This window comes from Kitasatospora sp. NPDC018619 (genome assembly GCF_044391605.1).
GTDB lineage: Bacteria > Actinomycetota > Actinomycetes > Streptomycetales > Streptomycetaceae > Kitasatospora.
Map to the genome: position 1 here is coordinate 336,287 of NZ_JBISAI010000006.1, position 22,439 is coordinate 358,725.

A 22,439-nucleotide genomic window follows, 5' to 3' on the forward strand; every position below is an offset into this window, starting at 1 on the left:
CTTCCTGGACGGCTACCTGGGCGGGGGACTGGTGGGGGCCGACCGGCTAGCGGCGCCGGCGCGCCTGCAGGACGGCGCCGGCGACCAGGACGGCGACGAGGGCGCCGCCGGCGATCAGGCCGACGTCCGGCCCGCTGCCGCCGTGGTCCGCGGACCCGCCGCCGGTGTCCGGTCCGGCGGCGCCCGCCGCGCCGGCCTGGTCGCCGCAGCCCGCCTTCGGATACCCGGCGATGGCGCAGAGCAGCCCGTTGGTGTCGTAGCGCAGCGGCGGGGCGACGGCGGCCAGCACCTCGGCGGAGGTGGCGCGGGGGGCGACGGCGGCGCAGGCGGTGCGCGGCCCGGGCACCGGGGCGGCGGCGGAGCCGGCGTCCTCGGCCGTCCCGAAGTCCAGCACCACGGCCACCCGCTTGCGCCCCTCCTGGGCGGGGGTGTCCGCGCAGAGCTCCGCGAAGCTCCCGGCCTGCCGGGGCTTCGCGGCGTCCTGTCCGCCGTCCGGGCTCAGGGCGAACCGCCACCCGTCCACCGCGCCGTCCGGCGGCACCGCGACGGCGGGCCCCTGCTGCTGGTACGTCCAGGCGCCGCCCTCGGCGCCGCGCCAGAAGGACCAGTAGCGGTACCCGGCGGCCTGCGCGGGCGCGGCCGAGGCGAGCAGCAGCACCGCCCCGAGGAGGGGCAGGAGCAGCGCGGCGGGCGCGGGGCGGGTGGCGGGCCGCATCAGAGGTGCGGGTTGCGCTTGCGCTGGAGGCTGAGCAGCAGCCCGCCGCCGATGCCGACGAGCAGGCCGACGCCGATGAGCCAGTACTGGCCGATGCCGCCGCCGTCCTTCTTCTTCGCCGGGGCGGAGGCCTCGGCGGAGGCGGCGGCGGTGGCCTTGGGCGCCGGGCCGAGGGCGGTGAGCCGGCCGGTCAGGGCGGCGGTGTCGCGGTGGGCGGCCTCGGAGACCAGCAGCAGGGTCGCGGTGGCGCCGGCGTCGCTGCCGTCCTTCGTCCAGGCGGCGCCCTCCGTGGCGAGCCAGTCGACGGCGCCGGCGGCCTGCTCGGGGTGGCCGCTCTGGATCAGGGCGAGGGCGGCCCACGCGGTGGCGGTGTAGTCGGGCTTCGGCTCGGCACCCGGGGTGGTGAGGCTGAGGTGGCCGCCCTCGGCCGCAAGCCGGGCGGTGAGGTAGGCGCCGGCGGCCTCGCCGGAGTCCGCGTGCGGCACCGGGGCCGCGGCGGCGGAGGCGTCGGAGGCGCAGGCGAGGGCCTTGGGCGCGGTGTCGGCGTGCACCGAGCCGGCGACCGGCAGGTGGCCGCCGGCGGCGGCGAGCGCGGCCTGGCCGCTGGCCAGGGCGTTCGGGGTGAGCGGGCCGCCGGCCGGGTCGGCCTGGTAGGCGAAGGCCCCGCGCTGGTCGGCGGGGGCGGCGCAGCCGAGCTGGAACCGGGCGAGCCCGTCGAAGGCGGACTTGCCGGCCTTGGCGACGCCCGCCGGGTCGGCCTTGGCGGCGAACAGCGCGTTGACGGCGAGGCCGGTGGAGTTGGCGTCGCCCGGGCTGCCCGGGTTGTAGGCCCAGCTGCCGTCGGCGTTCTGGGTGCTCCTGAGCCAGCCGACGCCCTTGTCGACGGCCTCCTGGTGCCCGCCGAGGGCGGTCAGGGCCTGGATGGCGACGGCGGTGGCGTTGCTGTCCTCGGCCGTGGCGACGCAGGCGGCGCCGGCGGCCCGGTACGAGGGCCAGCCGCCGTCCTCGCACTGCTGCCCGGTGAGCCACTCGACCGCCGAGTCGGCGGGCCGGACACCGGCCGCCATCAGCGCGGTGAGCGCCAGCGACTGCCGCCAGACGCCGTCGTACGTCGGGTCGCTCCTGCCGTACAGGCCGTCCGGGACGGCGGGTGCGGGGGTGTCGGCGAGGGCCGGTGCGGCGGCGAGGCCGGTGAGCAGCGCGGCGGACAGGGCGGCGGCGCCCAGGCGGGCGGCGGTCAGCATGGTGCGGGGGTGCCTTTCGGTGAGCGGTGGTGGCCCGGGCGGGGCCGTTCCGTAGTCCTCGACGGGTGCCGGGCGCGTACGTCCGGACTGGCCGCTCGCCCGTCCCCGGGTGCTCCGACTCGACCGGGCCGCCGGGGCGGCGCCGGTCTCACGGCTGCGGGTCAGCGCCGGATTCGCACCGGCTTCCCCCGGGGGAGGGGCGGGATGGAGTTGTGCTGCCCGTCGACTCTAGCCGCCGCGGCCGGGGCGGCGGCTCCGCGCGGGCAGGAACAGGTTCCAGTCGGCGGCGCGGGCGGCGGCCCGCTCAGGGCAGGGTGAGCAGCCGCGCCGCGGTGTGCAGGTCGGCTCGCACCTCGGCGATCGAGGAGCGTCCGGAGAGCCAGGAGACCAGCGCCGAGTGCCAGGTGTGCTCGATCACCCGGACGGCCGCGCGCTGGCTCTCGGTGGGCGGCCCGCACTGGCCGATCGCATCCAGGATGAGCTGCCCGGTGGCCGCGCTGACCCGGTCCACCTCGGCCCCGACCGAGCGGTCCGCGAAGGACAGCGCCCGGACCATCGCCTCGGCGAGCAGCGGCTCGCGCTGCAGCGCGTGGAAGGCCCGGGTGAGGGTGTCGGCGACCCTCGGCGCCGGTTCCCGGTCGGTCGGCGGGTGCCGCCGGATGTGCTCGTGCAGGCCCTGCAGCTGCTCCAGCATCACCGCGACCAGCAGGTGCACCTTGGACGGGAAGTACCGGTAGAGGGTGCCGAGGGCGACCTGGGCGCTCTCCGCGACCTCCCGCATCTGCACCGCCTCGTACCCGCCGCGCACCGCCAGCGCGGTGGCGGCCCGCAGGATGCGCCGGCGCCGTTCGGCCTGGCGCGCGGTCAGCTGCGGCTCGCCGGGGGGCGGTGCGGACGGCGAGAGCGGCGGCAGCGTCGATGGAGGGGGTGGCGGCAAGGGTGCTCCCGGGCGGGCGAGAGTGGCGGGGTGCTCCACGTGGTCGGCGGGGTTCGGCGTGGCGGGAATCACCAGCCCTGGCTCCTGGGGGAAAGCTACGGGCCGGTATCTTCGAGGTCTCTCATTGTTCACGTGGTCGACGACGAGTTCCCCAGCCACTGGAACCTGATCTACTTTAGCGACCGGACGCACGACCGGCAGCACCGATAGCAGCTAGAGAAGAGGGCCCAGGATGATCGCGCAGCCGCTGCGGATTGCCCTGCTGTCGTACCGCGGGGACCCGTTCTGCGGCGGTCAGGGCGTGTACGTACGGCACCTCTCCCGGGAGCTGGCCGGGCTCGGCCACCACGTGGACGTGATCGGGGCCCAGCCCTTCCCGGTGCTGGACGAGGTGGACGGCCCCGGCTCGGTGCGCCTGGTCGAGCTGCCCAGCCTGGACCTCTACCGCGCCGACGACCCCTTCCGCACCCCGGCCCGCGGCGAGTTCCGCGGCCCGGTGGACGTGCTGGAGTACGCCACCATGCGCACCGGCGGCTTCCCCGAGCCGCTCACCTTCTCGCTGCGCGCCCGCCGCTACCTGGCCGCCCACAAGGGCCGCTACGACGTGGTGCACGACAACCAGACCCTCGGCTACGGCCTGCTCGGCCTGGCCCGGCACGGCTTCCCGCTGGTCACCACGATCCACCACCCGATCACCGTGGACCGGCAGCTGGAGCTGGACGCCGCCACCACCCGGGGCAGGCGGCTGTCGCTGCGCCGCTGGTACGCCTTCACCCGGATGCAGCGCCGGGTCGCCGCCCGGCTGGACCACGTGATCACCGTCTCCGGCACCTCGCGGCGCGAGATCGCCGAGCACCTGGGCGCCGCGCCGGACGCGATCTCGGTGGTGCCGATCGGCGCCGACACCCGGCTGTGGTCGCCCTCGGCGGCGGTCGACCGGGTCCCCGGCCGGATCGTCACCACCTCCAGCGCGGACGTCCCGCTGAAGGGCCTGGTCTTCCTGGTCGAGGCGCTCGCCAAGGTCCGCACCGAGCGGGAGGCCCACCTCGTGGTGGTCGGCAAGCCGCAGAAGGACGACGGGCCGGTGGCCGACGCGGTGCGCCGCTTCGGGCTGGCCGGGCACATCGAGTTCCGCAGCGGCCTGACCGACCGGGAGCTGGTCGACCTCTACCGCTCGGCCGAGGTGGCCTGCGTCCCCTCGCTGTACGAGGGCTTCTCGCTGCCCGCCGCCGAGGCGATGGCCACCGGCACCCCGCTGGTCGCCACCACCGGCGGGGCGATCCCCGAGGTGGCCGGGCCGGACGGGCGGACCTGCCTGGCGGTGCCGCCGGGGGAGGCGGACGCGCTGGCCGCCGCGCTCGGCCGGCTGCTGGACGACCCGTCGCTGCGGGCCCGGCTCGGCGCGGCCGGGCGGGAGCGGGTGCTGGCCCGGTTCACCTGGGAGCGGGCCGCCGAGCTGACCGCCGAGGCCTACCGCGCGGCGATCGCCACCGGAGCCGGCGCCCGGGCCCGCTCCGGGCCGGGGTGGCGGTACGTGGCCTAGGGCGCGCCCCGGGCCGCCTCTCGCGGGTCCGTGCCGGGTCCGCGCGCCGTACGACGAAGCATGGCCGGGCGTCAGGAATGCCCGGTAGCAACAGGAATGGGAGTCCCGCAGTGCTGACCGTCGATTTCTCGCGCTTCCCGCTCGCCCCCGGCGACCGGGTGCTCGACCTGGGGTGCGGCGGGGGCCGGCACGCGTTCGAGTGCTACCGCCGCGGGGCCAACGTGATCGCCCTCGACCAGAACGCCGAGGAGATCGCCGAGGTCAGGAAGTGGTTCGCGGCGATGGAGCAGGCCGGTGAGGCCCCCGAGGGCGCGTCGGCGGCCGCGCTGGAGGGCAACGCGCTGGCGCTGCCGTTCGAGGACGAGTCCTTCGACCGGATCATCATCTCCGAGGTGATGGAGCACATCCCGGACGACCGGGGCGTGCTCGACGAGATGTTCCGGGTCCTCAAGCCGGGCGGCCTGCTGGCCGTCACGGTGCCCCGCTGGCTGCCGGAGAGGATCTGCTGGGCACTGTCCGACGAGTACCACGCGAACGAGGGCGGCCACATCCGGATCTACCGGGGCGACGAACTGCTCGGCAAGCTCCGGGACGCCGGCCTGGAGCCGTACGGCACCCACCACGCGCACGCGCTGCACTCGCCGTACTGGTGGATCAAGTGCGCGGTCGGCGTCGGCAACGACAAGGCGCTGCCGGTCAAGGCCTACCACCAGCTGCTGGTCTGGGACATCGTCGGCACCCCGGTGATCAGCACCCTCACCAAGGCCGCCGAGCGGGCGCTCAACCCGGTGATCGGCAAGAGCTTCGTCGCGTACGCCACCAAGCCCCACCGCGCGCCGGGCGGCGCGGCGTGACCGCCGCCGTCCCCGAGGCGCTGCTGCTCGACGGGGTGCTCGACGCCGAGCAGGCCGCCGACACCGTGCGCAGCATCCTGGCCGAGCAGCGCCCCGACGGCGCCATACCCTGGTTCGCCGGCCACCACCTCGACCCCTGGGACCACACCGAGGCCGCGATGGCCCTCGACACGGCCGGCGAGCACGCCGCCGCCGAGGCCGCCTACCGCTGGCTCGCCGCCACCCAGAACCCGGACGGCTCCTGGTACGCCGCCTACACCGACGGCGCGGTCACCGACCGGGCCAAGGAGAGCAACTTCTGCGCCTACGTCGCGGTCGGGGTCTGGCACCACCACCTCAGCACCGGCGACGACGCCTTCCTGGAGTGGATCTGGCCGGTCGTCCGGCGCGCCCTGGACTTCATCGTCGGGCTGCGGCTGCCCGGCGGCCCGATCGCCTGGCGGGTCGACGAGGACGGCACCGCCACCGGCGAGGCGCTGCTCACCGGCTCGTCCAGCATCCTGCACGCGCTGCGCTGCGGCCTGGCCGTCGCCGAGTACCTGGAGGAGCCGCAGCCCGACTGGGAGCTCGCCGCCGGGCGGCTCGGGCACGCCGTCGCCCACCACCCCGAGCGGTTCCTCGACAAGGGCCGCTACTCGATGGACTGGTACTACCCGGTGCTCGGCACCGGCCTGCGCGGCGAGGCGGCGCTGGCCCGGATCGAGCGGGACTGGGAGCGCTTCGTCGTCCCCGGCCTCGGCGTGCGCTGCGTCAGCGACCGCCCGTGGGTGACGGGCGGGGAGAGCGCCGAGCTGGCGCTCGCGCTCTGGGCGGTCGGCGAGTCCGACCGCGCGGTGGACATCCTGCGCTGGATCCAGAAGCACCTGCGGCACGAGGACGGCTCGTACTGGACCGGCTACGTGTTCGAGGACGACGCGATCTGGCCGGAGGAGCGCACCACCTGGACGGCCGGGGCGCTGCTGCTCGCGGTGGCCGCGCTCGGCGGGGACCCGGCGACGGTCGCGGTCTTCGGCGGGGAGCACCTGCCGGCCGGGCTGGTGGTCGGGGACTGCTGCTGAGCCGCGCGGGCCGGCGGTCGGGGACTGCTGCCGAGCGCGGCCACGGCGCGGCGCGCACGCCGAAGGGGCGGGACCGGGGAACCGGTCCCGCCCCTTCGCGGTCTGCGTCCGGGGGCGTCAGCCGCGCTGGATGCCCGAGGTGTCGGCGAGCACGCCCTGGGTGCCGTCCGGCAGCTGCGCGACCAGCGCGGCACCGCGCTGCTCGACGGCGAGGTACCAGGTGCCCGGCACGACCTCGCCGACCGGGGCGCCGGCCGGGTTGTCCTTCGGGGCCAGCTGGCGCGGGGCCGGGACGGCGAACCAGAACGGCTGGAAGTCCGCCGCCGGGGCGGGTGCGGGCTGCGCGGCCGGCGCCGGCTGCGCCACCGGGGCGACGGCGTCGTGCGGCTGGGCGGCCGGGACCGGCTGGCCGGCGCCCGGGTAGCCGTAGCCGCCCTGGCCGCCGAACGCCGGGTCGTGGCCCTGGGCCGGGTAGCCGTACTGGCCGGGCTGGCCGGGCGCACCCGGGTGGCCGGTCTGGCCCGGGTAGCCGTACTGGCCGGGGACGGCCGCCGGGCGGTCGGAGACCAGCGGGGCCTTCAGCGCGGGCACCAGGGGGCCCGCGGCGGCGGCGCCGGCGAGCACGAGCAGCGCGATGAAGCCGAGCCAGGCGCCGAAGCCGTGGCTGACGACGGAGCTGGAGGTGCCGCCGCCGAGCGACCAGACCGAGGTCCACAGCGCCGTGACGGAGAACGCGATGCCCCACTGGTCCAGCCGCAGGCCGAGCACCTGGCGGTTGGCCGCCGCCACGCCCTGGAAGCGCTGCACCAGGATCAGCACCGCCGCGGCGATGCCGAGGAGGTAGATCGACGGCAGGATCGGGAACAGGTCCGTGCTCCACGCGTTCTGCGACGAGGGGCAGTACCGGCTGCTGCCGCAGTCCACGGTCCAGTAGGGCAGGAAGGAGGCGATGAAGAGCAGGACGGCCGCGCCTGCGACGGCGGCGTCTCCCCTGGTGAGAGCGCGCAGATTCACTAACGTTCCCCTCGTTGACGTGTCGTGGACGGTGACTCGTACGGTCGGGCTGACCGGCCGAAACTCCCGAACGGACCAGAAGCCTAGGCCCAACCGTCCTGCCGGTGCACGGCGGGCTCGGGAACGGGGCGAAGTCGTTGCACACCGTGCGGCCCGGGCGGAGCGCCGTCCTCCGGGGGTGTGCGGTTCAACTCCCCTGCGGCTCTTCGGTCTTCTCCTGGGCCGTCAGGAACGCGGTCAGCGCGTCGGCGATCCCCTGGGCCGCCTGCTGGCGCCACTGAGGGTCCGTCATCCGCTTCGCGTCCGTCGAGTTGCGCATGTTACCGCACTCGATGAACACCTTGGGGACGGTGGAGAGGTTGAGGCCGCCCAGGTCGGAGCGGGTGTCCAGGCCGTCCTCGGCCAGGTAGTCCGCGTACGGCTCACCGGTCGCGGCGCGGAAGCGGTCGCGCAGCAGGAGGCCGAGCCGGCGCGAGGGCTCGACGATCGCCGCGTTGTCGGCCTTCCCGGCCACCACCCGGGCGGGCATGATCACGTGGAACCCGCTGCCGCCCGCCGGGCCGCCGTCGCCGTGCACCGAGACCGCGACGTCGGCGTGCGCGTCGGCGCCCGCGCGGGCGCGCTCGTCGATGCACGGGCCCCAGGGGCGGTCGCCGTCCTGGGTCAGCACCACGGTGGCGCCCCGGGCGGCCAGGAGGGCGCGGGCCCGGCGGGAGACGTCCAGGCTGTACTCGGCCTCGGTGTAGCCGGCGTCGGTCTCGGTGCCGGTGGTGTCGCACTCCTTGCGGGCGTTGCCGATGTCCACCCGGCGGTTGATCTCGGCGGGGTGGGCGGAGTTGCCGGGGTTGTGGCCGGGGTCGAGCAGGACGGTGCGGCCGGTCAGCCCGCCGGTTCCGGCGGGCGGGCGCGGGGGCGGGGTCGCGGCGGCCGGGGCGGTCGGAGCGGTGGACGGTGGCGGGGCGACCGGCTGGTCCGGGGCCGCGGGGGTGTCCGGCGCGCCCGTGGCCGTCGGGGCGTCCCCGGCTCCGGCCGGGGCCGGGGCGGTGGACGGGGCCGACGCGGCTGCCGCGGCGCCGGTCGGGCCGGAGCGGTCGAGCGCGTGCCAGCCGAACCAGCCCGCCGTGCAGAGGGGGACGGCCACGGCCGCGGCGGTGGTGGCGCGCAGCAGGGCGGAGCGGCGGGGCGGTCGGGAGGCGGAACCGGTCACTGGTCGGTCAGATCCTGTCCTGGGTGCGCGTGGTCAGGCCGTAGTTCTTCGCGATCGGGTTCCACTTGTTCATGAAGTCCGTCTTCGCCTGGGTGGCCTGCGGGTTGAGCTCGTCGGCGTGCTTCTTGTCCGCGGTGGTCGGGGCCCGGCCGGTGCAGCCCTGGGCGGCGACGGCGCGCGCCCAGCTCGCGTACGCCTTGTCGATGTCGGCGGACAGCTGCCAGGCGGACTTCAGCGAGTTCACCGCGTCCGCGCCGCCCGGGACGTCGGTGACGCTCAGCTGGGCGAGCTTGGCCAGCAGGGCGGCCCGCTGGCTCGCGCCGCTGTCGAAGGTCTGCGCGGCGCTCTCGATGTCGGCCTTGGCCGGGCAACTGGTCACCTTGGCGACGGCGCTGCCGATCGGGGCCTTGGCGTTCTCGCCCTCGCTGAGCAGGCCGTCCAGCGCCTGGGCCTGCGCCTGGGCGGCCGGGCCGGCGGTGGTCGGGGCCGGGGCGGGCGTGCCGGAGGGCGGGCCGGAGGCGCTCGCGGCGGCGGACGGCGCGTCCGCCCCGGTGGGCGCGGGGGCGGGCGGCGGGTTCTCCGCGCCGGTCGCCGGGGCGGAGGCCGGCGCGGGCGCGGCCCGGTCGTTCCCGTCCTCGCCCTGCACGGCGAACAGCAGGCCGCCCCCGAGCGCCAGCACCAGGAGCAGCGCGAAGCCGATCAGCAGCGGGGCCTTGCGGTTGGTCGGCCGCTCCTCTTCGTCCCCCGGCGCGGTCGGGTGGTCGGGCCCGGTGCCGTACGGGGGCGGCGGCGCGGTCGGCGGCTGGAGGAGGTAGTCGTGGCCGGGCGTCCGCTGCGGGGGCCGGGCGCCCGCGGGGGAGGGGAACGGCGCCGCGGCCGGCGGAACGGCCGGGGGCGGCGGCGCGAGGGGGTGCAGCCGGGCGGTCGGCGGGTCGTAGCCGGGGGAGGCGGCCAGGTACGGGCGGGCGCCCAGCGGCGGGCCCTGGTCGCCGACGGCGCCGGGCGCGGGCGGCGGGGCCATCGGGCCGGGGCGGGCGGTGGACTGCCCGGGGGTGGCCGGCCCGGACGCGGACGGTTCGGGGGTGGAGGGCCCGGGGGCGGCGGGGGCCGGGGCGGCGGGCGACTCGGGGGCGGACTGCGCGTCGGCCGGGCGCTGCGGCCCGCGCACCCAGCCGCCGGCGCCACCGCGCGCGGTCGGGTCCCAGACCGCCGGAGCGCTGTTCTGCTGGTCCGTCATGTCGCTGCTGGCCCCCACCGTCCGCCGATGCTCTGCCTGGTGCTGCGCGGCCACCGTACCGTTCGATCCGGCGCCCGACAGCCCCGGCACGACGTTAGAGCATCGGTGCGGGGCGCCGGGCGGGAAGGGGGACGCGCCCTGGGCGTGCGGCGCGCGAAGCTACCGGTCGGCGCGGCGCAGGACGCGCAGGGAGCCGGTCGCCGAGACCTCCTCGAAGCCCTCGGCCAGCGCCCGCAGGTACACCCGGTACGGGGCCTGGCCGCCGTCCGCCGGGTCCGGGAAGACGTCGTGCACCACCAGCAGGCCCTCCGGCGCCAGGTGCGGCACCCAGCCCTCGTAGTCGCCGGTCGCGTGCTCGTCGGTGTGCCCGCCGTCGATGAACACCAGGCCCAGCGGGCGCCCCCACAGCGCGGCGATCCGCGGTGAGCGGCCGACCAGCGCCACGACGTGCTCCTCCAGCCCGGCGGCGTGCAGGGTGCGGCGGAACCGCGGCAGGGTGTCCATCAGCCCGACCTCGGGATCGACCAGCGTCGGGTCGTGGTACTCCCAGCCGGGCTGCTGCTCCTCCGAGCCGCGGTGGTGGTCGACGGTCAGCGCGACCGTCCCGGCCTCCCGGGCCGCGGCCGCCAGCAGGACCGCCGAGCGGCCGCAGTAGGTGCCGATCTCCAGCACCGGCAGCCCGGTGCTCCGCGCGGCCGCCACCGCCGCGGCGTACAGCGCGAGCCCCTCGTCCAGCGGCATGAAACCGGTGGCGCCCTCGAACGCCGCCAGCACCTCGGGCGCCGGCTCGGCGCTCAGCAGCAGGTCGGACACGGGATGCTCCTCGGGGTCGGGACGCGGGCGCAGGACGTGCACGGACCCTACTCGACGGTAGCGGCGGGGGCGGCGCCGGGGCGTCCGGGGCCGGGCCTGCCCGTGGAACGCGTTCTCGTCGTCCCGCGCGGCCCGTGCCAGAATCGGCGCGACCGCCGATCCGAGGAACACCAGGCCCACGGGAGCAGCACATGCGCGCAGCCGTCCTGCACAAGACCGGTCAGGAGACCCTCGACGTCCGCGAGGACGTGACGGCCGTCGGCTTCGGGCCGGGCACCGTACGGGTCCGGATGCGTGCCGCCAGCCTCTGCCACTCGGACCTCTCCGCGATGAGCGGCGTCCTGCCGCAGCCCGCGCCCTTCGTCCCCGGGCACGAGGGCGCCGGGGACGTGCTGGAGGTCGGCGAGGGCGTCACCGGCCTCGCCGCCGGCGACCGCGTGGTGCTCTGCTGGATGGCCCCGTGCGGCCGGTGCGACCACTGCCGCCGGGACCGCGGCCACCTGTGCGTCGCCAGCCTGCGCAGCCTCGGCGCCCCCGGCTTCCTGATCGCCGAGGGCGGGCTGGGCGCCTCCGGCTTCTACGGCACCGGGGCCTTCGCGGAGGAGGTCGTGGTCGCGGCGAACGCCGTCATCAGGGTGCCGGACGACCTCCCGTACGAGGCCGCCGCATTGATCGGCTGCGGGGTCACCACGGGCATCGGCGCCGCGGTGAACACCGCCCGGGTCGAGCCCGGCGCCTCGGTCGCGGTGATCGGGGCCGGCGGGGTCGGCGTGGCCACCGTGCAGGGCGCCCGGGTGTGCGGCGCCGGCCGGATCACCGTCGTCGACCCGGTGGCCTCGCGCCGCGAGCGCGCCCTGGCGTTCGGCGCCACCGAGGCGATCGCGCCCGAGGAGCTGAAGGCGGCGGCCAGGGCGCTGCCCGGCGGCGGCTTCGACTACGTCTTCGAGGCGGTCGGCCGCGCGGCCACCGTCCGGGCCGGCTACGAGGCGGCCCGGCGCGGCGGCGCGGTGGTCGTCATCGGCGCGGGCGCGCAGGACGACCACGCGCGGTTCACCATGGGCGAGCTGTTCTTCAACGAGAAGCGCCTGCTGCCCTCGCTCTACGGCGGGGCGACGGTGGCGCGCACCATCGGGCTGGTGGTGGACCTCTGGCGGGCGGGGCGGATCGACCTCGACGGCATGGTCACCCACCGGGTGGGGCTCGCGGAGGTCAACGAGGCGATCGCGCAGATGCGCAGCGGCGAGGCGCTGCGGACGGTCGTGACGCTGGGCTGAGCGGACGCCTCCGGGGCCGGGCGGGCGGCTCCGGGAACCGCGGGGGCCCGCCGGGGAGGCGGTGCCCTCCCGACGGGCCCCCGGCGCGGTCAGCCCCGGTGCCGGCGGTCAGCCCTGCGCCCCGGCCGCCCGGTGGCGGCCGTGCGGGTCGGTCCCCGGGCTGTCGTCGGCGGCGGAGCCACCGCGGTGGCGGCCGTGCGCCGCGGTGCCCTTGGCCGTCTTCTCGTCGGCGTCGGTCCCGGTAGCCGCGGGTCCGGTGGTGTCGGTGAGGGTGTCGGACATGAGATTCGTCTTCCGTGCGGAGGGTGCGGGTCATCGGCGCCCCGCCGGCGCCGGCGGCGCGCGGTCGGGTCCCCGATCGGGCGCTCGGTACGCGCCCGTAGCCGGTGATCGCGGCCCGTGCCCCGGCCACCATAACGGCCGGGGCGGACGAGGGCCTATCGAGATCCTGACGCCCCGCCCGGGCTGGTCCGGGGCCCGCAAGCGCGCCGGCGGCCGTGCCGCAGCACCCGGCCGCGGTGCGGCGCCGCCGGATCGCCCCGTCCGGCACCGCCGCGCGGGCCGGGCGGTCGAAAGGTCCGTACCCATGTCCGCCACATCGCCCCTGCGCCCGGCGAGTTCACCCGGACCGCCCAAGCCCCGGCCCCGGCGCGGGTACGCGCCCCTACCCGCGCCGGGGCCAGGGCGCGGCTCACCCCGGTCGGCCGGTCCGCAGGAACGTGGCCAGCAGCTCGTGCAGGACGGCCGCGCCCTCGTCGGCGAGCACCTCGTGCCCGGAGCCCGCCGCCTCGACGTACCGGAAGTCCTCGCCCTCGACCCGGCCGATCCGCAGCAGCTCGTGCCGCAGCGACCGGGACTGGCTCACCGGCACCACCTCGTCCCGGTTGCCGTGCACCACCAGCAGCGGCGCGCTCAGCCGGTGCGCCAGTTGCAGCACGTCGCGCGGCCCGCGGGCGTCGGCGATCTGCTCCCCGCCGCCCAGGCGGCTGGTCAACGCCCCGACCGGCGGCGCCGCTTCGGCCAGCAGCCGGGCGCCGGACAGGAACGGTGCGACCACCGCGCAGCGGGAGACCTGCTCGGCCGGTGCGTGCGCCGCCGCCAGCAGCGCCAGGAAGGCGCCGTAGCTGACCCCGAAGAGGGCCGGCGGCTCCAGGCCGAGGGCGGCGCGCTGGCCCGCGATGCCGTCCAGCAGGTACAGCACGTCGTCCAGGTCGGGGCCGCCCCAGGCACCCCGGATCGCCATCGCGTGCGCCACCCCGTAGCCGGTGGAGCCGCGCTGGTTCGGCGCGACGACGGCCAGGCCCTCGGCCGCCATCCGCTGCAGGGCCGGATCGAACTCCAGCCGCCAGGCGTCCGCCGGGCCGCCGTGCAGCGCCAGCACCAGGTGCGGACTGCTCAGCCAGGCGTCCCCGCCGTACACCACCGCCTCCAGGGGGCCCGCCGGGCCCGCGAGTTCGAGGCTCTGCGCGGGCTGCCAGCGGCCGCCGTCCCCGGGCGGGGTGCTGCCGTCGAGCCGCCAGCCGGGCGGCACGCTCCGCACCGGGCGCACTCCGCCGGGGTGCCAGGGCAGCGCGGTGTCCCGCCACGGGCCGGGCAACCCCGAGGCCAGCGGCGCGAGCTGGAGCGGCAGCGGGGCGGGGCCGGAGGCCGCCGGGAGCGGGCCGTGCGCCAGCAGCGCGTCGACGTCCAGGGTGGCCAGCGCGGCCGGATGGTCGGGGGAGGAGTACGGCAGCCGCAGCCCGGCCCCGCTCCAGTGGCCGACCGTGCCGAGCCGGCCGGGCGGCACCGCCAGCGGGTCCAGCCGGCCGGCCGAGGGGCGCCACAGCGCCAGCGCCGACCCCGCGCCGTGGTCGACCTGCACCGCGACCCGGGGGCCGTCCGCCGCCACCCGCAGGGCGACCGGCCGCAGCGACAAGCCGGCGACGTGCAGGCACTCCGGGAACCGCAGCGGCTCCCCGGCGCCGAGCACGCCCCAGCCGAGCCGGTCGGTGCCGGGTGCGTCGCTGCGCACCATCGCGAACCGGCTCTCCGGGTCGAACAGCACCAGGCGGTCGTTGCTCAGCGGACCGATCTCCAGCAGCGGGGTGGTGCGGCCGTCCCGCAGGTCGAGCACCACGCTGCGGACCAGGCCCGCGTTCACCCGGTCCAGCGCGAGCAGCGTGCCCGTCCGGTCCAGCCAGGTGCCGCCGCCGTGCAGGCCCGGGATCTCGGCGACCGGTTCCGGCGCGCTGCCGTCCGCGCGGACCAGCCAGGCGGTGGTCGCCGGGCGGGTGTCGCTGCCGAGCGCGACCGCCACGGGGGCCCGCGGGCCGGCCCCGGGCTGCGGCGGGACGGGCAGGATCCGCAGGCCGGTCATCCGCAGCGAGCCCAACGGCTGCTCCACGGCGCTGCCGCCGCTCTCCGCGGCCGTGTCGTGCGACGGGCCGTCGGCGCCGCAGGAGAGCCGGACGAGGTCGTGCCGCTCGCCGTCGTGCCGACAGACCAGCACCGAGCCGTCCGGCAGGGCGACCAGTTGCGAGCGCGGGCCCTCGGCGCGGTTGCCGGGCAGCGGCAGTGCGGTGGGAACGGCCGGTCCGCCGTCCTGCGGCAGGTGCCAACTCTCCGCGTACCAGCCGCTGTCGGCGGAGGAGGCGAGGCAGGCGGCGTGGCTGCCGTCAGCGGCGAAGGTGAAGCCCTGGCGGCGCAGCGCCTGGGTCGTGGTCCGGGTGGCCGCGTTCATGCTCCGCCCGCCCCGGGGGTTTTGGCCACGGCGGTCGGGCCGCCGGGCCCGCCGGGGGCCGAGGGCAGCGCCGCCCGGGCCCGGGCCACCGTCCACCGCCGCCGCGGGTCCTCGGCCCGCAGCCCGAGGATCGCCGGTGCCAGCCGTCGGGCCGTCCCGCCGGTCCTGGCCGCGAGGGCGAGCCAGCGGCCGAGGCGGTCGGCGACGGGGCGGGCCGCCGGGAGGTCCTCCGGCAGCAGCGGATCGTGGCCGGTGGCCAGGAGGAAGAGCAGCCCGCCGAGCGCGTACCGGTCGACGGCCGGGTCGGCGAGGCGGCGGCGCGCCGGGGCGAGCCGGCCGGGGCCGTGCTCGGGGGCGCGGTAGCCGGGGGCGCCGGCCGAGCCCGCGGGCCGTCCGGCCTCGGCGGCGCGTGCGAGGTCGGCCAGCCGCGGCGTGCCGTCCGGGCCGACCACGACCTTGTCGGGGGAGAGGTCGCGCAGCACCAGCCCCTGGGCGTGCACCCGCTCGACCAGGTCGAGCAGCCGGTGCGCCACCGGCCCGGCCTCGGCCCAGTCGACGTCGGGGCTGCCGTCGCGCCGCAGCCGGGCGGCCACCCAGCCGTCGAGGGGCTGTCCGGCGATTCGTTCCTGCACCAGGAAGAGGGAGTCCCCGTGCTCGACCAGCTCGACGGTGCGCGGCGCCAGCCCCTGCCCCGCCAGCCGGTCGAGCACCGCCGCCTCGTGCCGCAGCGCCTCGCGGGCGTCGGCGGCGGCCGGGCCCGCCCCCTGCCGCGCCCGGGCCTGCTTGACCACCACCTCGGCGCCGCTCGCCGTCTCCCGGCCGAGGAACACCCCGCCCTGCGCGCCGTGCCGGACGGCGGCGGTCAGCGCGTACCGGCCGGCCGACCGCGCGCCGCGCCCGCCGCCCCGGCGCCGGGCGGCCAGGGCCGCCCGCGCGGTCTCCGGCCACGTGCCCGCCGACCATGCTTCCGCCGGCCGCGTTCCCGCGGGCCGTGAGCCGGCCGCAGCCGGGCCCCGGGCCGCCGCCGCTCCCCGTTCCCCGGCCGTACGCAGCGAGGTGTCCGCCCCCATCCGCCACCGCATCCCTTCGTCGCGGCCGCCGCCCCGGGTGCCCACTGCTCGCGGCACCCGGGGCGGCGGCCCGGCCTGACCGGTTCTCCCGGACGGGGCGGCCGTACCGCCCCGGTACGGGAGCGCCCACCCGGATCCCGTCCGGCCCGGCGCCGCCCGACCGTGGTCGCGGCTGCCGCCGGGGCAACTCCCGTTCGCAGGAGTGAAGTTACTTTCGAGCCGATCTGAGCCTCAACGAAGAGCCGGTCACTTCACTCGTAAGGGTGCACCGGTGCGGTTTCGCGTGCGCGTGAGAACCCTGCTGTGAGTAACGGGCGCCCGGCGTGCGGCGGGGTAAGGGGCGTGCGGAACCCGCCGGGCGCCGCTCGCCGCGGATTGACGCGCACCCGTACGCCCGCAGCGCCCGCGTCCGAACGGCGGTGGCGTTCCCCCGGCGGCGGGCCGAAACGGTAGCGGCGGTTCCCCCGGCGGCGGGCCGAACGGCCGAGGCCCGACCGCCCCCGCGCGCACGGTAGTCTCGACAGGTGCCGAAACTGTCCGACGTCATCACCGCGCTCGAAGAGGTCTACCCCCCGCAGTGGGCGGAGTCCTGGGACGCCGTCGGCCTGGTCTGCGGAGACCCTCAGGCCGAGGTCAACCGCGTGCTGTTCGCCGTCGACCCCGTCCGGACGGTCGTCGACGAGGCCGTGGAGTGGGGCGCCGACCTCGTGGTCACCCACCACCCCCTCTACCTGCGTGGCACCACCAGCGTCGCCGCCACCACCTTCAAGGGCCGGGTGGTGCACACGCTGATCACCAACGGCATCGCCCTGCACGTCGCCCACACCAACGCCGACCACGCCGACCCGGGCGTCTCGGACGCGCTGGCCGAGGCGGTCGGCCTGCGGGTGACCGGCCCGCTGCTGCCGGACCCGACCGACCCGCTGGGCCGCCGCGGCACCGGCCGGATCGGCCTGCTGGAGCCCCCGCTGCCCCTCTCCGCCTTCGCCGCCCGGGTGGCGAGCGGCCTGCCCGCCACCGCCGCCGGCGTCCGCGTGTCCGGGGACCCGGACCGGCTGGTCAGCCGGGTCGCGGTGTGCGGCGGCTCGGGCGACAGCTTCCTCGCCGACGCCCGCTCGGCCGGCGTGGACGCCTACCTGACCGCCGACCTGCGCCACCACCCGGCCTCCGAGGCCGCCGAGGCGTCGCAGACCGCGCTGCTCGACGCCGCCCACTGGGCCACCGAGTGGCCCTGGCTCACCCTGGCCGAGCGGGCCCTGCTGGCCGCCGCCGACCAGCGCGGCTGGGCCGTGGAGACCAAGGTCTCCCACCGGGTCACCGACCCGTGGACCGCGCACGCCCCCATGTCCTTCACCGCCTGACCCGATTCACAGGAGCTCTCCGCTTGAACGCCGCGCCCGCCGACCAGAACCGCCTGCTCGACCTCCAGGCCATCGACTCGAAGCTCGACCAGCTGGCCCACCGGCGCCGGAGCCTGCCCGAGCACGCCGAGATCGACAAGGCCACCGCCGACCACACCGCGCTCAAGGACCTCGTCGTCGCCGCCGAGGCCCAGAAGGGCGACACCGCCCGCGAGCTGACCAAGGCCGAGCAGGACGTCGAGCAGGTCCGCGCCCGTGCCGACCGCAACCAGCAGCGCCTGGACTCCGGCGCGATCACCTCGCCGAAGGACCTGGAGAACCTCCAGCACGAGATCGGCTCGCTCGCCAAGCGCCAGGCCGACCTGGAGGAGGTCGTGCTGGGGATCATGGAGCGCCAGGAGAGCGCCGTCTCCCGGGTCGAGGAGCTGTCCGCCCGCCTGGAGCACTCCACCGTCGTCCTGACCGAGGCCGAGGCCCGCCGCGACGCCGCCTTCGCCGAGATCGACGCCGAGGCCGAGAAGGTCAGGCGCGACCGCGAGACCGTCGCCGCCGTCATCCCGGCCGACCTGCTGAAGCTCTACACCAAGCTGCGCGAGACCCAGGGCGGCGTCGGCGCGGCCCGCCTCTACCAGCGCCGCTGCGAGGGCTGCCGCACGGAGTTCTCCATCACCGAGCTGAACGCCATCAAGGCCGAGCCGGCCGACAAGGTCGTCCGCTGCGAGAACTGCTCGCGGATCCTGGTCCGCACCGCGGACTCGGGCGTCTGAGCCGGTGCCGGCGCGCTTCATCGTCGAGGCCGACGGCGGGTCCCGGGGCAACCCGGGGCCGGCCGGCTACGGCGCGGTGGTCCGGGACGCGGACACCGGGCAGATCGTCGCCGAGGCCGCCGGGTTCATCGGCCACGCCACCAACAACGTGGCCGAGTACCAGGGCCTGATCGCCGGGCTGAAGGCGGCCCGTGAGCTGGACCCGGATGCCTCGGTGGACGTCCGGATGGACTCCAAGCTCGTCGTCGAGCAGATGTCCGGGCGCTGGAAGATCAAGCACCCCGACATGCAGCCGCTCGCCGCCGAGGCGCGCGCCCTCCTGCCGCGCGCCCGGGTCACGTACACCTGGATCCCGCGCGAGCGGAACAAGGACGCCGACCGGCTGGCCAACGAGGCGATGGACGCGGGCCGGGCCGGGCGCCCGTGGGAGCCCAGGGCGAAGGCCGCGGCTCCCGTTGCCGCCGCTTCCGTCGACGAGCCGGCGCCGCAGACCGCCGCCCCGAAGGCCGGCTGGACCGCCCCCGCCGACCTCGGCACCCCCACCACCTTCGTCCTGCTGCGCCACGGCGAGACCCCGCTCACCCCGGAGAAGCGTTTCTCCGGAAGTGGCGGCACCGACCCGGAGCTCTCCGACAAGGGCCGCTGGCAGGCCGAGCGCGCCGCCGAGGCGCTGGCCGCGCGCGGCACCGTCCAGGCCGTCGTCGCCTCCCCGATGCGGCGCACCCGGCAGACCGCCGAGACCGTCGCCGCCCGGCTGGGCCTCGACGTCCGGTACGAGGACGGGCTGCGCGAGGTCGACTTCGGCGCCTGGGAGGGCCTGACCTTCGCCGAGGTGCGCGAGCGCCACCCCGACGACCTGACCGCCTGGCTCGGCTCCGCCAAGGCCAGGCCGACCGGCAACGGCGAGAGCTTCAGCACGCTCACCCACCGGGTCGGCGTCGCCCGGGACAAGGTCCTCGCCCGGTACGCCGGGAAGACGGTGCTGGTGGTCTCGCACGTCAGCCCGATCAAGACCCTGGTCCGGCTGGCGCTCGGCGCCCCGCCGGACTCGATGTACCGGATGGAGCTGTCCGCCGCGTCCATCTGCGCCGTCCAGTACTACGCGGACGGCAACGCCTCGGTGCGGCTGCTCAACGACACCTCGCACCTGCGCTGACCCCGCCGGGGTGCACCGGCCTCAGTGCACCTCGGTGACCACCACGTCCAGCTGCCACGGCTTGCGGGCCGTGCCCTCCGCCGCGAGCTCGACGCGGTGGCCCAGCCCGAGCAGCGCGTCCATCAGCTCGCCGGGCGTCTTCGGCTCGGCCCCGGCGAGCAGCAGGTCCCGGACGATCCGCCCCTTGGTCGCCTTGTTGAAGTGGCTGACCACGCTGCGCTTGCCGTCCCGCTCCTGGAGCACCCGGACGGTCGCCGTCCGGGCCGCCACCTCGCCGGCCGGCTTCCAGGCCGCCGCGTACGCCGAGCTGCGCAGGTCCAGCACCAGCCCGTCCGCGACCTCCGGGAGCACGGGGGCCATCGCGCTCCGCCAGTACGCCCCGAGCGCCCCCAGCTCCGGGAGCCTGACGCCCATCGAGCAGCGGTAGGACGGGATCCGGTCGGAGATCCGCACGGCGCCCCAGAGGCCGGAGAACACCAGCAGCGAGCGCTCGGCCCGGTCGTACGCGGCGGCGTCCAGGGTGGCCAGGCCGAGGTTGTCGAACAGCACCCCGGTGTACACCTCGCCCGCCGGGCGGGCCCCGGCCGTCGGCAGCCCGGCGTTCTTGGCGATCTCGCCGCGCAGGCCCGGGGAGAGCCCCAGCACCTCGGCGGCGGTGTCCTGGTCGCCCCGGCACAGGCCCACCAGCGCGTCCAGCACCGCGCCGCGCGCCGCCGTCAGCCCGGGCAGCGACAGCCGGTCCAGCGCCACCGGCCCGCCGCCCCCGGACCCGGCCTTGCCCTCCGAGGGCGGCAACAGCACCAGCACAGCGGACTCCTCAACAACCTGTGGCGGACGAACCCCGCAACCCTACTGCGGCCGCGCCGGCTCCCAGCGCCACGCAGAGCGGTGAGTAGTACCGCAGGTTCAGCCGCCGGAAGCGCTCCGAGCGCCCGCCGGCCCGCCCGAGCACCACCGGCCCGGCCACCCCGCGTGCCAGCAGCACCCCCGCCACCGTCCGCACCCCGGCCCGCCGCAGCCGCCGCGGCCCCACCCGCGGCAGCACCCCGGCCTCCGCCCCCACCAGGTACGCCCCCGCCCCCAGCGCCCCCGCCACCGCCAGGCAGGCGGCCGCAGGCGGCACGCCGTCGCCCTTTCCCACCACGGTGTCCGCGAACTCCGCCGGGGAGCCCAACGGCCACGGCGTCACCGCCCACACCGCGTGCAGCACCCCGGTCACCCCCAGCGCCGCGGCCACCGCACCGCCGGCCGCCTTTACCGCACCCATCGCCCGATCCCCCTTCGCACCCGGTCGGTTCCCCCACCGTACGAGTGCTTACGCCGCCCCCGGCCGCCACCCGTCCCCGCCGCCCCGCGACGCGCCTGCGCCCCGGCCCCCGTCCCGGCCGCGACGCGCCCCCGCCCCCTCCCCGGCGCGACGCGCCACCCGGAAGCGCCGCCCGTCTGCCCGGCCCCGCCCGTCGGTGGGAGGATCGGTCCGTGCCCGCTCCCCAGCCGTCCGCTCCCGGACCACGCCGCCGTCTGCTCGTCCTCGCGATCTGCTGCCTGAGCCTGTTCATCGTCGGCCTGGACAACACCGTGGTGAACATCGCCCTGCCGGCGATCCAGCGCGACCTGGACGCCCCGGCGTCCGGGCTCCAGTGGATCATCGACGCCTACACCCTCGTCCTGGCCTCGCTGCTGATGCTGTTCGGCTCGGTGGCGGACCGCTTCGGCCGCCGCCGGGTCTTCCAGACCGGCCTGGTCTGCTTCGCGCTCGGCTCGCTGCTGTGCAGCCTGGCGCCGTCCCTGGGCTGGCTGGTGGCGTTCCGGGCGCTCCAGGCGGTGGGCGGCTCGATGCTCAACCCGGTGGCGATGTCGATCATCACCAACACCTTCACCGACCCCAAGGAGCGGGCCCGGGCGATCGGCGTCTGGGGCGGCGTGGTCGGCATCTCGATGGCGCTCGGCCCGCTGCTCGGCGGCTTCCTGGTGGACGCCGCGGGCTGGCCGTCGATCTTCCTGATCAACGTCCCGGTGGCGCTCGCCGCCATCGCGCTGACCGCCCGCTACGTCCCGGAGTCCCGTGCGCCCCGGCCCCGCCGGCCGGACCCGGTGGGGCAGCTGCTGATGATCGTGCTGCTGGGCTGCGGCACCGCCGCGATCATCGAGGGCCCGGCCCACGGCTGGACCTCCCCGCTGATCCTCACGCTCGCGGCCACCGCCGCCCTCGCGCTGGCCGCCTTCCCGTTCTGGGAGCGGCGGGTGGCCGAGCCGCTGGTGGACCCGCGGTTCTTCGCGAGCGCGCCGTTCACCGGCGCCGCCGTCACCGCGGTCTGCGCCTTCGCCGCGCTCGGCGGCTTCCTCTTCCTGAGCACCCTCTACCTCCAGGACGTCCGCCACTACGGGCCGGTCGAGGCCGGCCTGTGGACGCTGCCGATGGCCGGGATGATGCTGGTCTGCGCGCCGCTGTCCGGACGGATCGTCGCCGCCCGGGGCCCGCGCCTGCCACTGGTCGCGGCCGGGCTGGGCCTGGCCGCCAGCGGGCTGCTGCTCACCCGGCTCACCGCCGACTCCCCGCCGGCCCTGCTGCTGGTCGCGTACGCGCTGTTCGGCTTCGGCTTCGGCATGGTGAACGCGCCGATCACCAACGCGGCCGTCTCCGGCATGCCGCGCGCCCAGGCGGGCGTGGCGGCGGCGGTCGCCTCGACGAGCCGCCAGGTCGGCCAGTCGCTGGGGGTGGCGGTGATCGGCACGGTCGTCACCGCCGCCGTGGTCGGCCCGGTCGCGACCGGTTTCGCCCCGGCCAGCCACGCCGGCTGGTGGATCCTGGTCGGCCTCGGCGGCGCCGTCCTGGCCCTCGGCGTGGTCACCACCACCGCCTGGGCGAGCGCGACGGCCGCCCGGGTGGCGGCCCGGCTCGGCGCCGAGGCGCCGGCCGTGCGGTCCGGTGTACGGCAGGCGCCGCCCGAGCGGCTACCATGACCACTACGGCGGAAGAGCCGGCCGGGCGGTCGCGACGGGTCCCAGACCCGCCGAGGAACGTCCGGGCTCCACAGAGCAGGGTGGTGGGTAACGCCCACCCGGGGTGACCCGCGGGACAGTGCCACAGAAAACAGACCGCCCACCGCTTTTCGTGGTGGGTAAGGGTGAAACGGTGGTGTAAGAGACCACCAGCGACCGGGGTGACCCGGCCGGCTAGGTAAACCCCACCTGGAGCAAGGTCAAGATCGGCGCCCTCGGGCGCCGTGCGCGGACGTTTGAAGGCTGCTCGCCCGAGTCCGCGGGTGGACCGCACGAGGCTGTCGGCAACGGCAGCCCTAGATGGATGGCCGCCTCCCCGGGCCGCGTGAGCAACCCGGGAGACAGAACCCGGCGTACAGGCCGACTCTTCCGCCGCCGACTTACAGAAGGCCCCCTGATCTGCAATCTCGCAGTTCAGGGGGCCTTTTGCATGCCCTGACTGCCGCAGTCATCTGCTCACTCTTCGT

At 77.0% G+C, this 22,439-nt stretch carries 20 protein-coding genes, 1 other RNA gene and 1 riboswitch; of the genes, 9 read left to right on the forward strand and 12 right to left on the reverse strand.

From position 1 onward, the window contains the following. Positions 1-46: 46 nt before the first annotated feature. From ACH5AR_RS12365 to ACH5AR_RS12375, 3 genes are all read right to left on the reverse strand, one after another. Entirely contained in the window at positions 47-715 is a 669-nt protein-coding gene (locus tag ACH5AR_RS12365) for an SCO2322 family protein (RefSeq protein WP_396301309.1), read from the reverse strand. After that, entirely contained in the window at positions 715-1,959 is a 1,245-nt protein-coding gene (locus tag ACH5AR_RS12370; RefSeq protein WP_396301310.1) for a prenyltransferase/squalene oxidase repeat-containing protein, read from the reverse strand. The genes ACH5AR_RS12365 and ACH5AR_RS12370 overlap by 1 nt, the downstream gene beginning before the upstream one ends. 107 nt (positions 1,960-2,066) lie before the next feature. Beyond that, a riboswitch (cobalamin riboswitch) is annotated at positions 2,067-2,148 on the reverse strand. Between the two features lie 115 nt (positions 2,149-2,263). Then, a complete protein-coding gene (locus tag ACH5AR_RS12375) occupies positions 2,264-2,872 on the reverse strand; it encodes a TetR family transcriptional regulator (protein ID WP_396301369.1) in 609 nt (202 codons plus the stop codon). Between the two features lie 256 nt (positions 2,873-3,128). On the opposite strand from ACH5AR_RS12375, the gene ACH5AR_RS12380 reads away from it, so the two are divergent. The 3 genes from ACH5AR_RS12380 to ACH5AR_RS12390 all read left to right on the forward strand — a co-directional run bounded on the left by ACH5AR_RS12380 (position 3,129) and on the right by ACH5AR_RS12390 (position 6,351). Then, positions 3,129-4,439 (forward strand): glycosyltransferase family 4 protein, encoded by a 1,311-nt coding sequence (locus ACH5AR_RS12380; RefSeq protein ID WP_396301311.1) that lies wholly within the window; start codon positions 3,129-3,131, stop codon positions 4,437-4,439. Positions 4,440-4,549: 110 nt separating this feature from the next. Further along, positions 4,550-5,293 carry a class I SAM-dependent methyltransferase gene (locus ACH5AR_RS12385; protein ID WP_396301312.1) on the forward strand — a complete coding sequence of 248 codons (744 nt, stop codon included), beginning with the start codon at positions 4,550-4,552 and terminating at the stop codon, positions 5,291-5,293. Then, a complete protein-coding gene (locus tag ACH5AR_RS12390) occupies positions 5,290-6,351 on the forward strand; it encodes a prenyltransferase (protein ID WP_396301313.1) in 1,062 nt (353 codons plus the stop codon). The genes ACH5AR_RS12385 and ACH5AR_RS12390 overlap by 4 nt, the downstream gene beginning before the upstream one ends. Before the next feature lie 117 nt (positions 6,352-6,468). On the opposite strand, the gene ACH5AR_RS12395 is transcribed toward ACH5AR_RS12390, so the two are convergent. The 4 genes from ACH5AR_RS12395 to ACH5AR_RS12410 all read right to left on the reverse strand — a co-directional run bounded on the left by ACH5AR_RS12395 (position 6,469) and on the right by ACH5AR_RS12410 (position 10,550). Then, entirely contained in the window at positions 6,469-7,365 is an 897-nt protein-coding gene (locus ACH5AR_RS12395; RefSeq protein ID WP_396301314.1) for a hypothetical protein, read from the reverse strand. A 187-nt stretch (positions 7,366-7,552) separates the two neighbouring features. Continuing rightward, positions 7,553-8,572, reverse strand: a complete 1,020-nt coding sequence (locus ACH5AR_RS12400) for an N-acetylmuramoyl-L-alanine amidase (protein WP_396301315.1) — start codon at positions 8,570-8,572, stop codon at positions 7,553-7,555. 7 nt (positions 8,573-8,579) lie between these two features. Continuing rightward, positions 8,580-9,809, reverse strand: coding sequence for a hypothetical protein (locus ACH5AR_RS12405; RefSeq protein WP_396301316.1), 1,230 nt, complete (start codon positions 9,807-9,809; stop codon positions 8,580-8,582). Between the two features lie 159 nt (positions 9,810-9,968). After that, positions 9,969-10,550, reverse strand: a complete 582-nt coding sequence (locus ACH5AR_RS12410) for a class I SAM-dependent methyltransferase (protein WP_396301370.1) — start codon at positions 10,548-10,550, stop codon at positions 9,969-9,971. A 263-nt stretch (positions 10,551-10,813) separates the two neighbouring features. Between ACH5AR_RS12410 and ACH5AR_RS12415 the strand changes: the two genes are divergently transcribed. After that, complete coding sequence (locus ACH5AR_RS12415) at positions 10,814-11,896, forward strand: alcohol dehydrogenase catalytic domain-containing protein (protein WP_396301317.1); 1,083 nt, start codon at positions 10,814-10,816, stop codon at positions 11,894-11,896. 108 nt (positions 11,897-12,004) lie between these two features. Here the strand turns inward: ACH5AR_RS12415 and ACH5AR_RS12420 are convergent, their stop codons facing one another. The 3 genes from ACH5AR_RS12420 to ACH5AR_RS12430 all read right to left on the reverse strand — a co-directional run bounded on the left by ACH5AR_RS12420 (position 12,005) and on the right by ACH5AR_RS12430 (position 15,685). Then, entirely contained in the window at positions 12,005-12,178 is a 174-nt protein-coding gene (locus ACH5AR_RS12420; RefSeq protein WP_396301318.1) for a hypothetical protein, read from the reverse strand. 409 nt (positions 12,179-12,587) lie between these two features. Then, the gene (locus tag ACH5AR_RS12425; protein WP_396301319.1) at positions 12,588-14,615 is read right to left on the reverse strand and encodes an alpha/beta hydrolase family protein; all 2,028 of its coding nucleotides are present in this window, start codon (positions 14,613-14,615) and stop codon (positions 12,588-12,590) included. After that, positions 14,612-15,685, reverse strand: a complete 1,074-nt coding sequence (locus ACH5AR_RS12430; RefSeq protein ID WP_396301320.1) for a hypothetical protein — start codon at positions 15,683-15,685, stop codon at positions 14,612-14,614. The genes ACH5AR_RS12425 and ACH5AR_RS12430 overlap by 4 nt, the downstream gene beginning before the upstream one ends. A gap of 524 nt (positions 15,686-16,209) precedes the next feature. Between ACH5AR_RS12430 and ACH5AR_RS12435 the strand changes: the two genes are divergently transcribed. The 3 genes from ACH5AR_RS12435 to ACH5AR_RS12445 are packed head-to-tail and all read left to right on the forward strand — an operon-like array spanning position 16,210 to position 18,969. Continuing rightward, a complete protein-coding gene (locus tag ACH5AR_RS12435) occupies positions 16,210-17,046 on the forward strand; it encodes a Nif3-like dinuclear metal center hexameric protein (RefSeq protein WP_396301321.1) in 837 nt (278 codons plus the stop codon). Positions 17,047-17,069: 23 nt separating this feature from the next. Continuing rightward, complete coding sequence (locus tag ACH5AR_RS12440; RefSeq protein WP_396301322.1) at positions 17,070-17,813, forward strand: zinc ribbon domain-containing protein; 744 nt, start codon at positions 17,070-17,072, stop codon at positions 17,811-17,813. A 4-nt stretch (positions 17,814-17,817) separates the two neighbouring features. Beyond that, positions 17,818-18,969 (forward strand): bifunctional RNase H/acid phosphatase, encoded by a 1,152-nt coding sequence (locus ACH5AR_RS12445; RefSeq protein ID WP_396301323.1) that lies wholly within the window; start codon positions 17,818-17,820, stop codon positions 18,967-18,969. A 21-nt stretch (positions 18,970-18,990) separates the two neighbouring features. Here ACH5AR_RS12445 and yaaA read toward each other — a convergent pair whose 3' ends face one another. After that, a complete protein-coding gene (gene yaaA / locus ACH5AR_RS12450) occupies positions 18,991-19,776 on the reverse strand; it encodes a peroxide stress protein YaaA (RefSeq protein ID WP_396301324.1) in 786 nt (261 codons plus the stop codon). A gap of 10 nt (positions 19,777-19,786) precedes the next feature. Next, positions 19,787-20,236, reverse strand: a complete 450-nt coding sequence (locus ACH5AR_RS12455) for a DUF3995 domain-containing protein (RefSeq protein WP_396301325.1) — start codon at positions 20,234-20,236, stop codon at positions 19,787-19,789. 212 nt (positions 20,237-20,448) lie between these two features. On the opposite strand from ACH5AR_RS12455, the gene ACH5AR_RS12460 reads away from it, so the two are divergent. Next, positions 20,449-21,933 (forward strand): MFS transporter, encoded by a 1,485-nt coding sequence (locus tag ACH5AR_RS12460; protein ID WP_396301326.1) that lies wholly within the window; start codon positions 20,449-20,451, stop codon positions 21,931-21,933. Between the two features lie 13 nt (positions 21,934-21,946). After that, an RNA gene (gene rnpB, locus ACH5AR_RS12465) (RNase P RNA component class A) lies at positions 21,947-22,344 on the forward strand. The last annotated feature ends 95 nt before the right edge of the window (positions 22,345-22,439 follow it).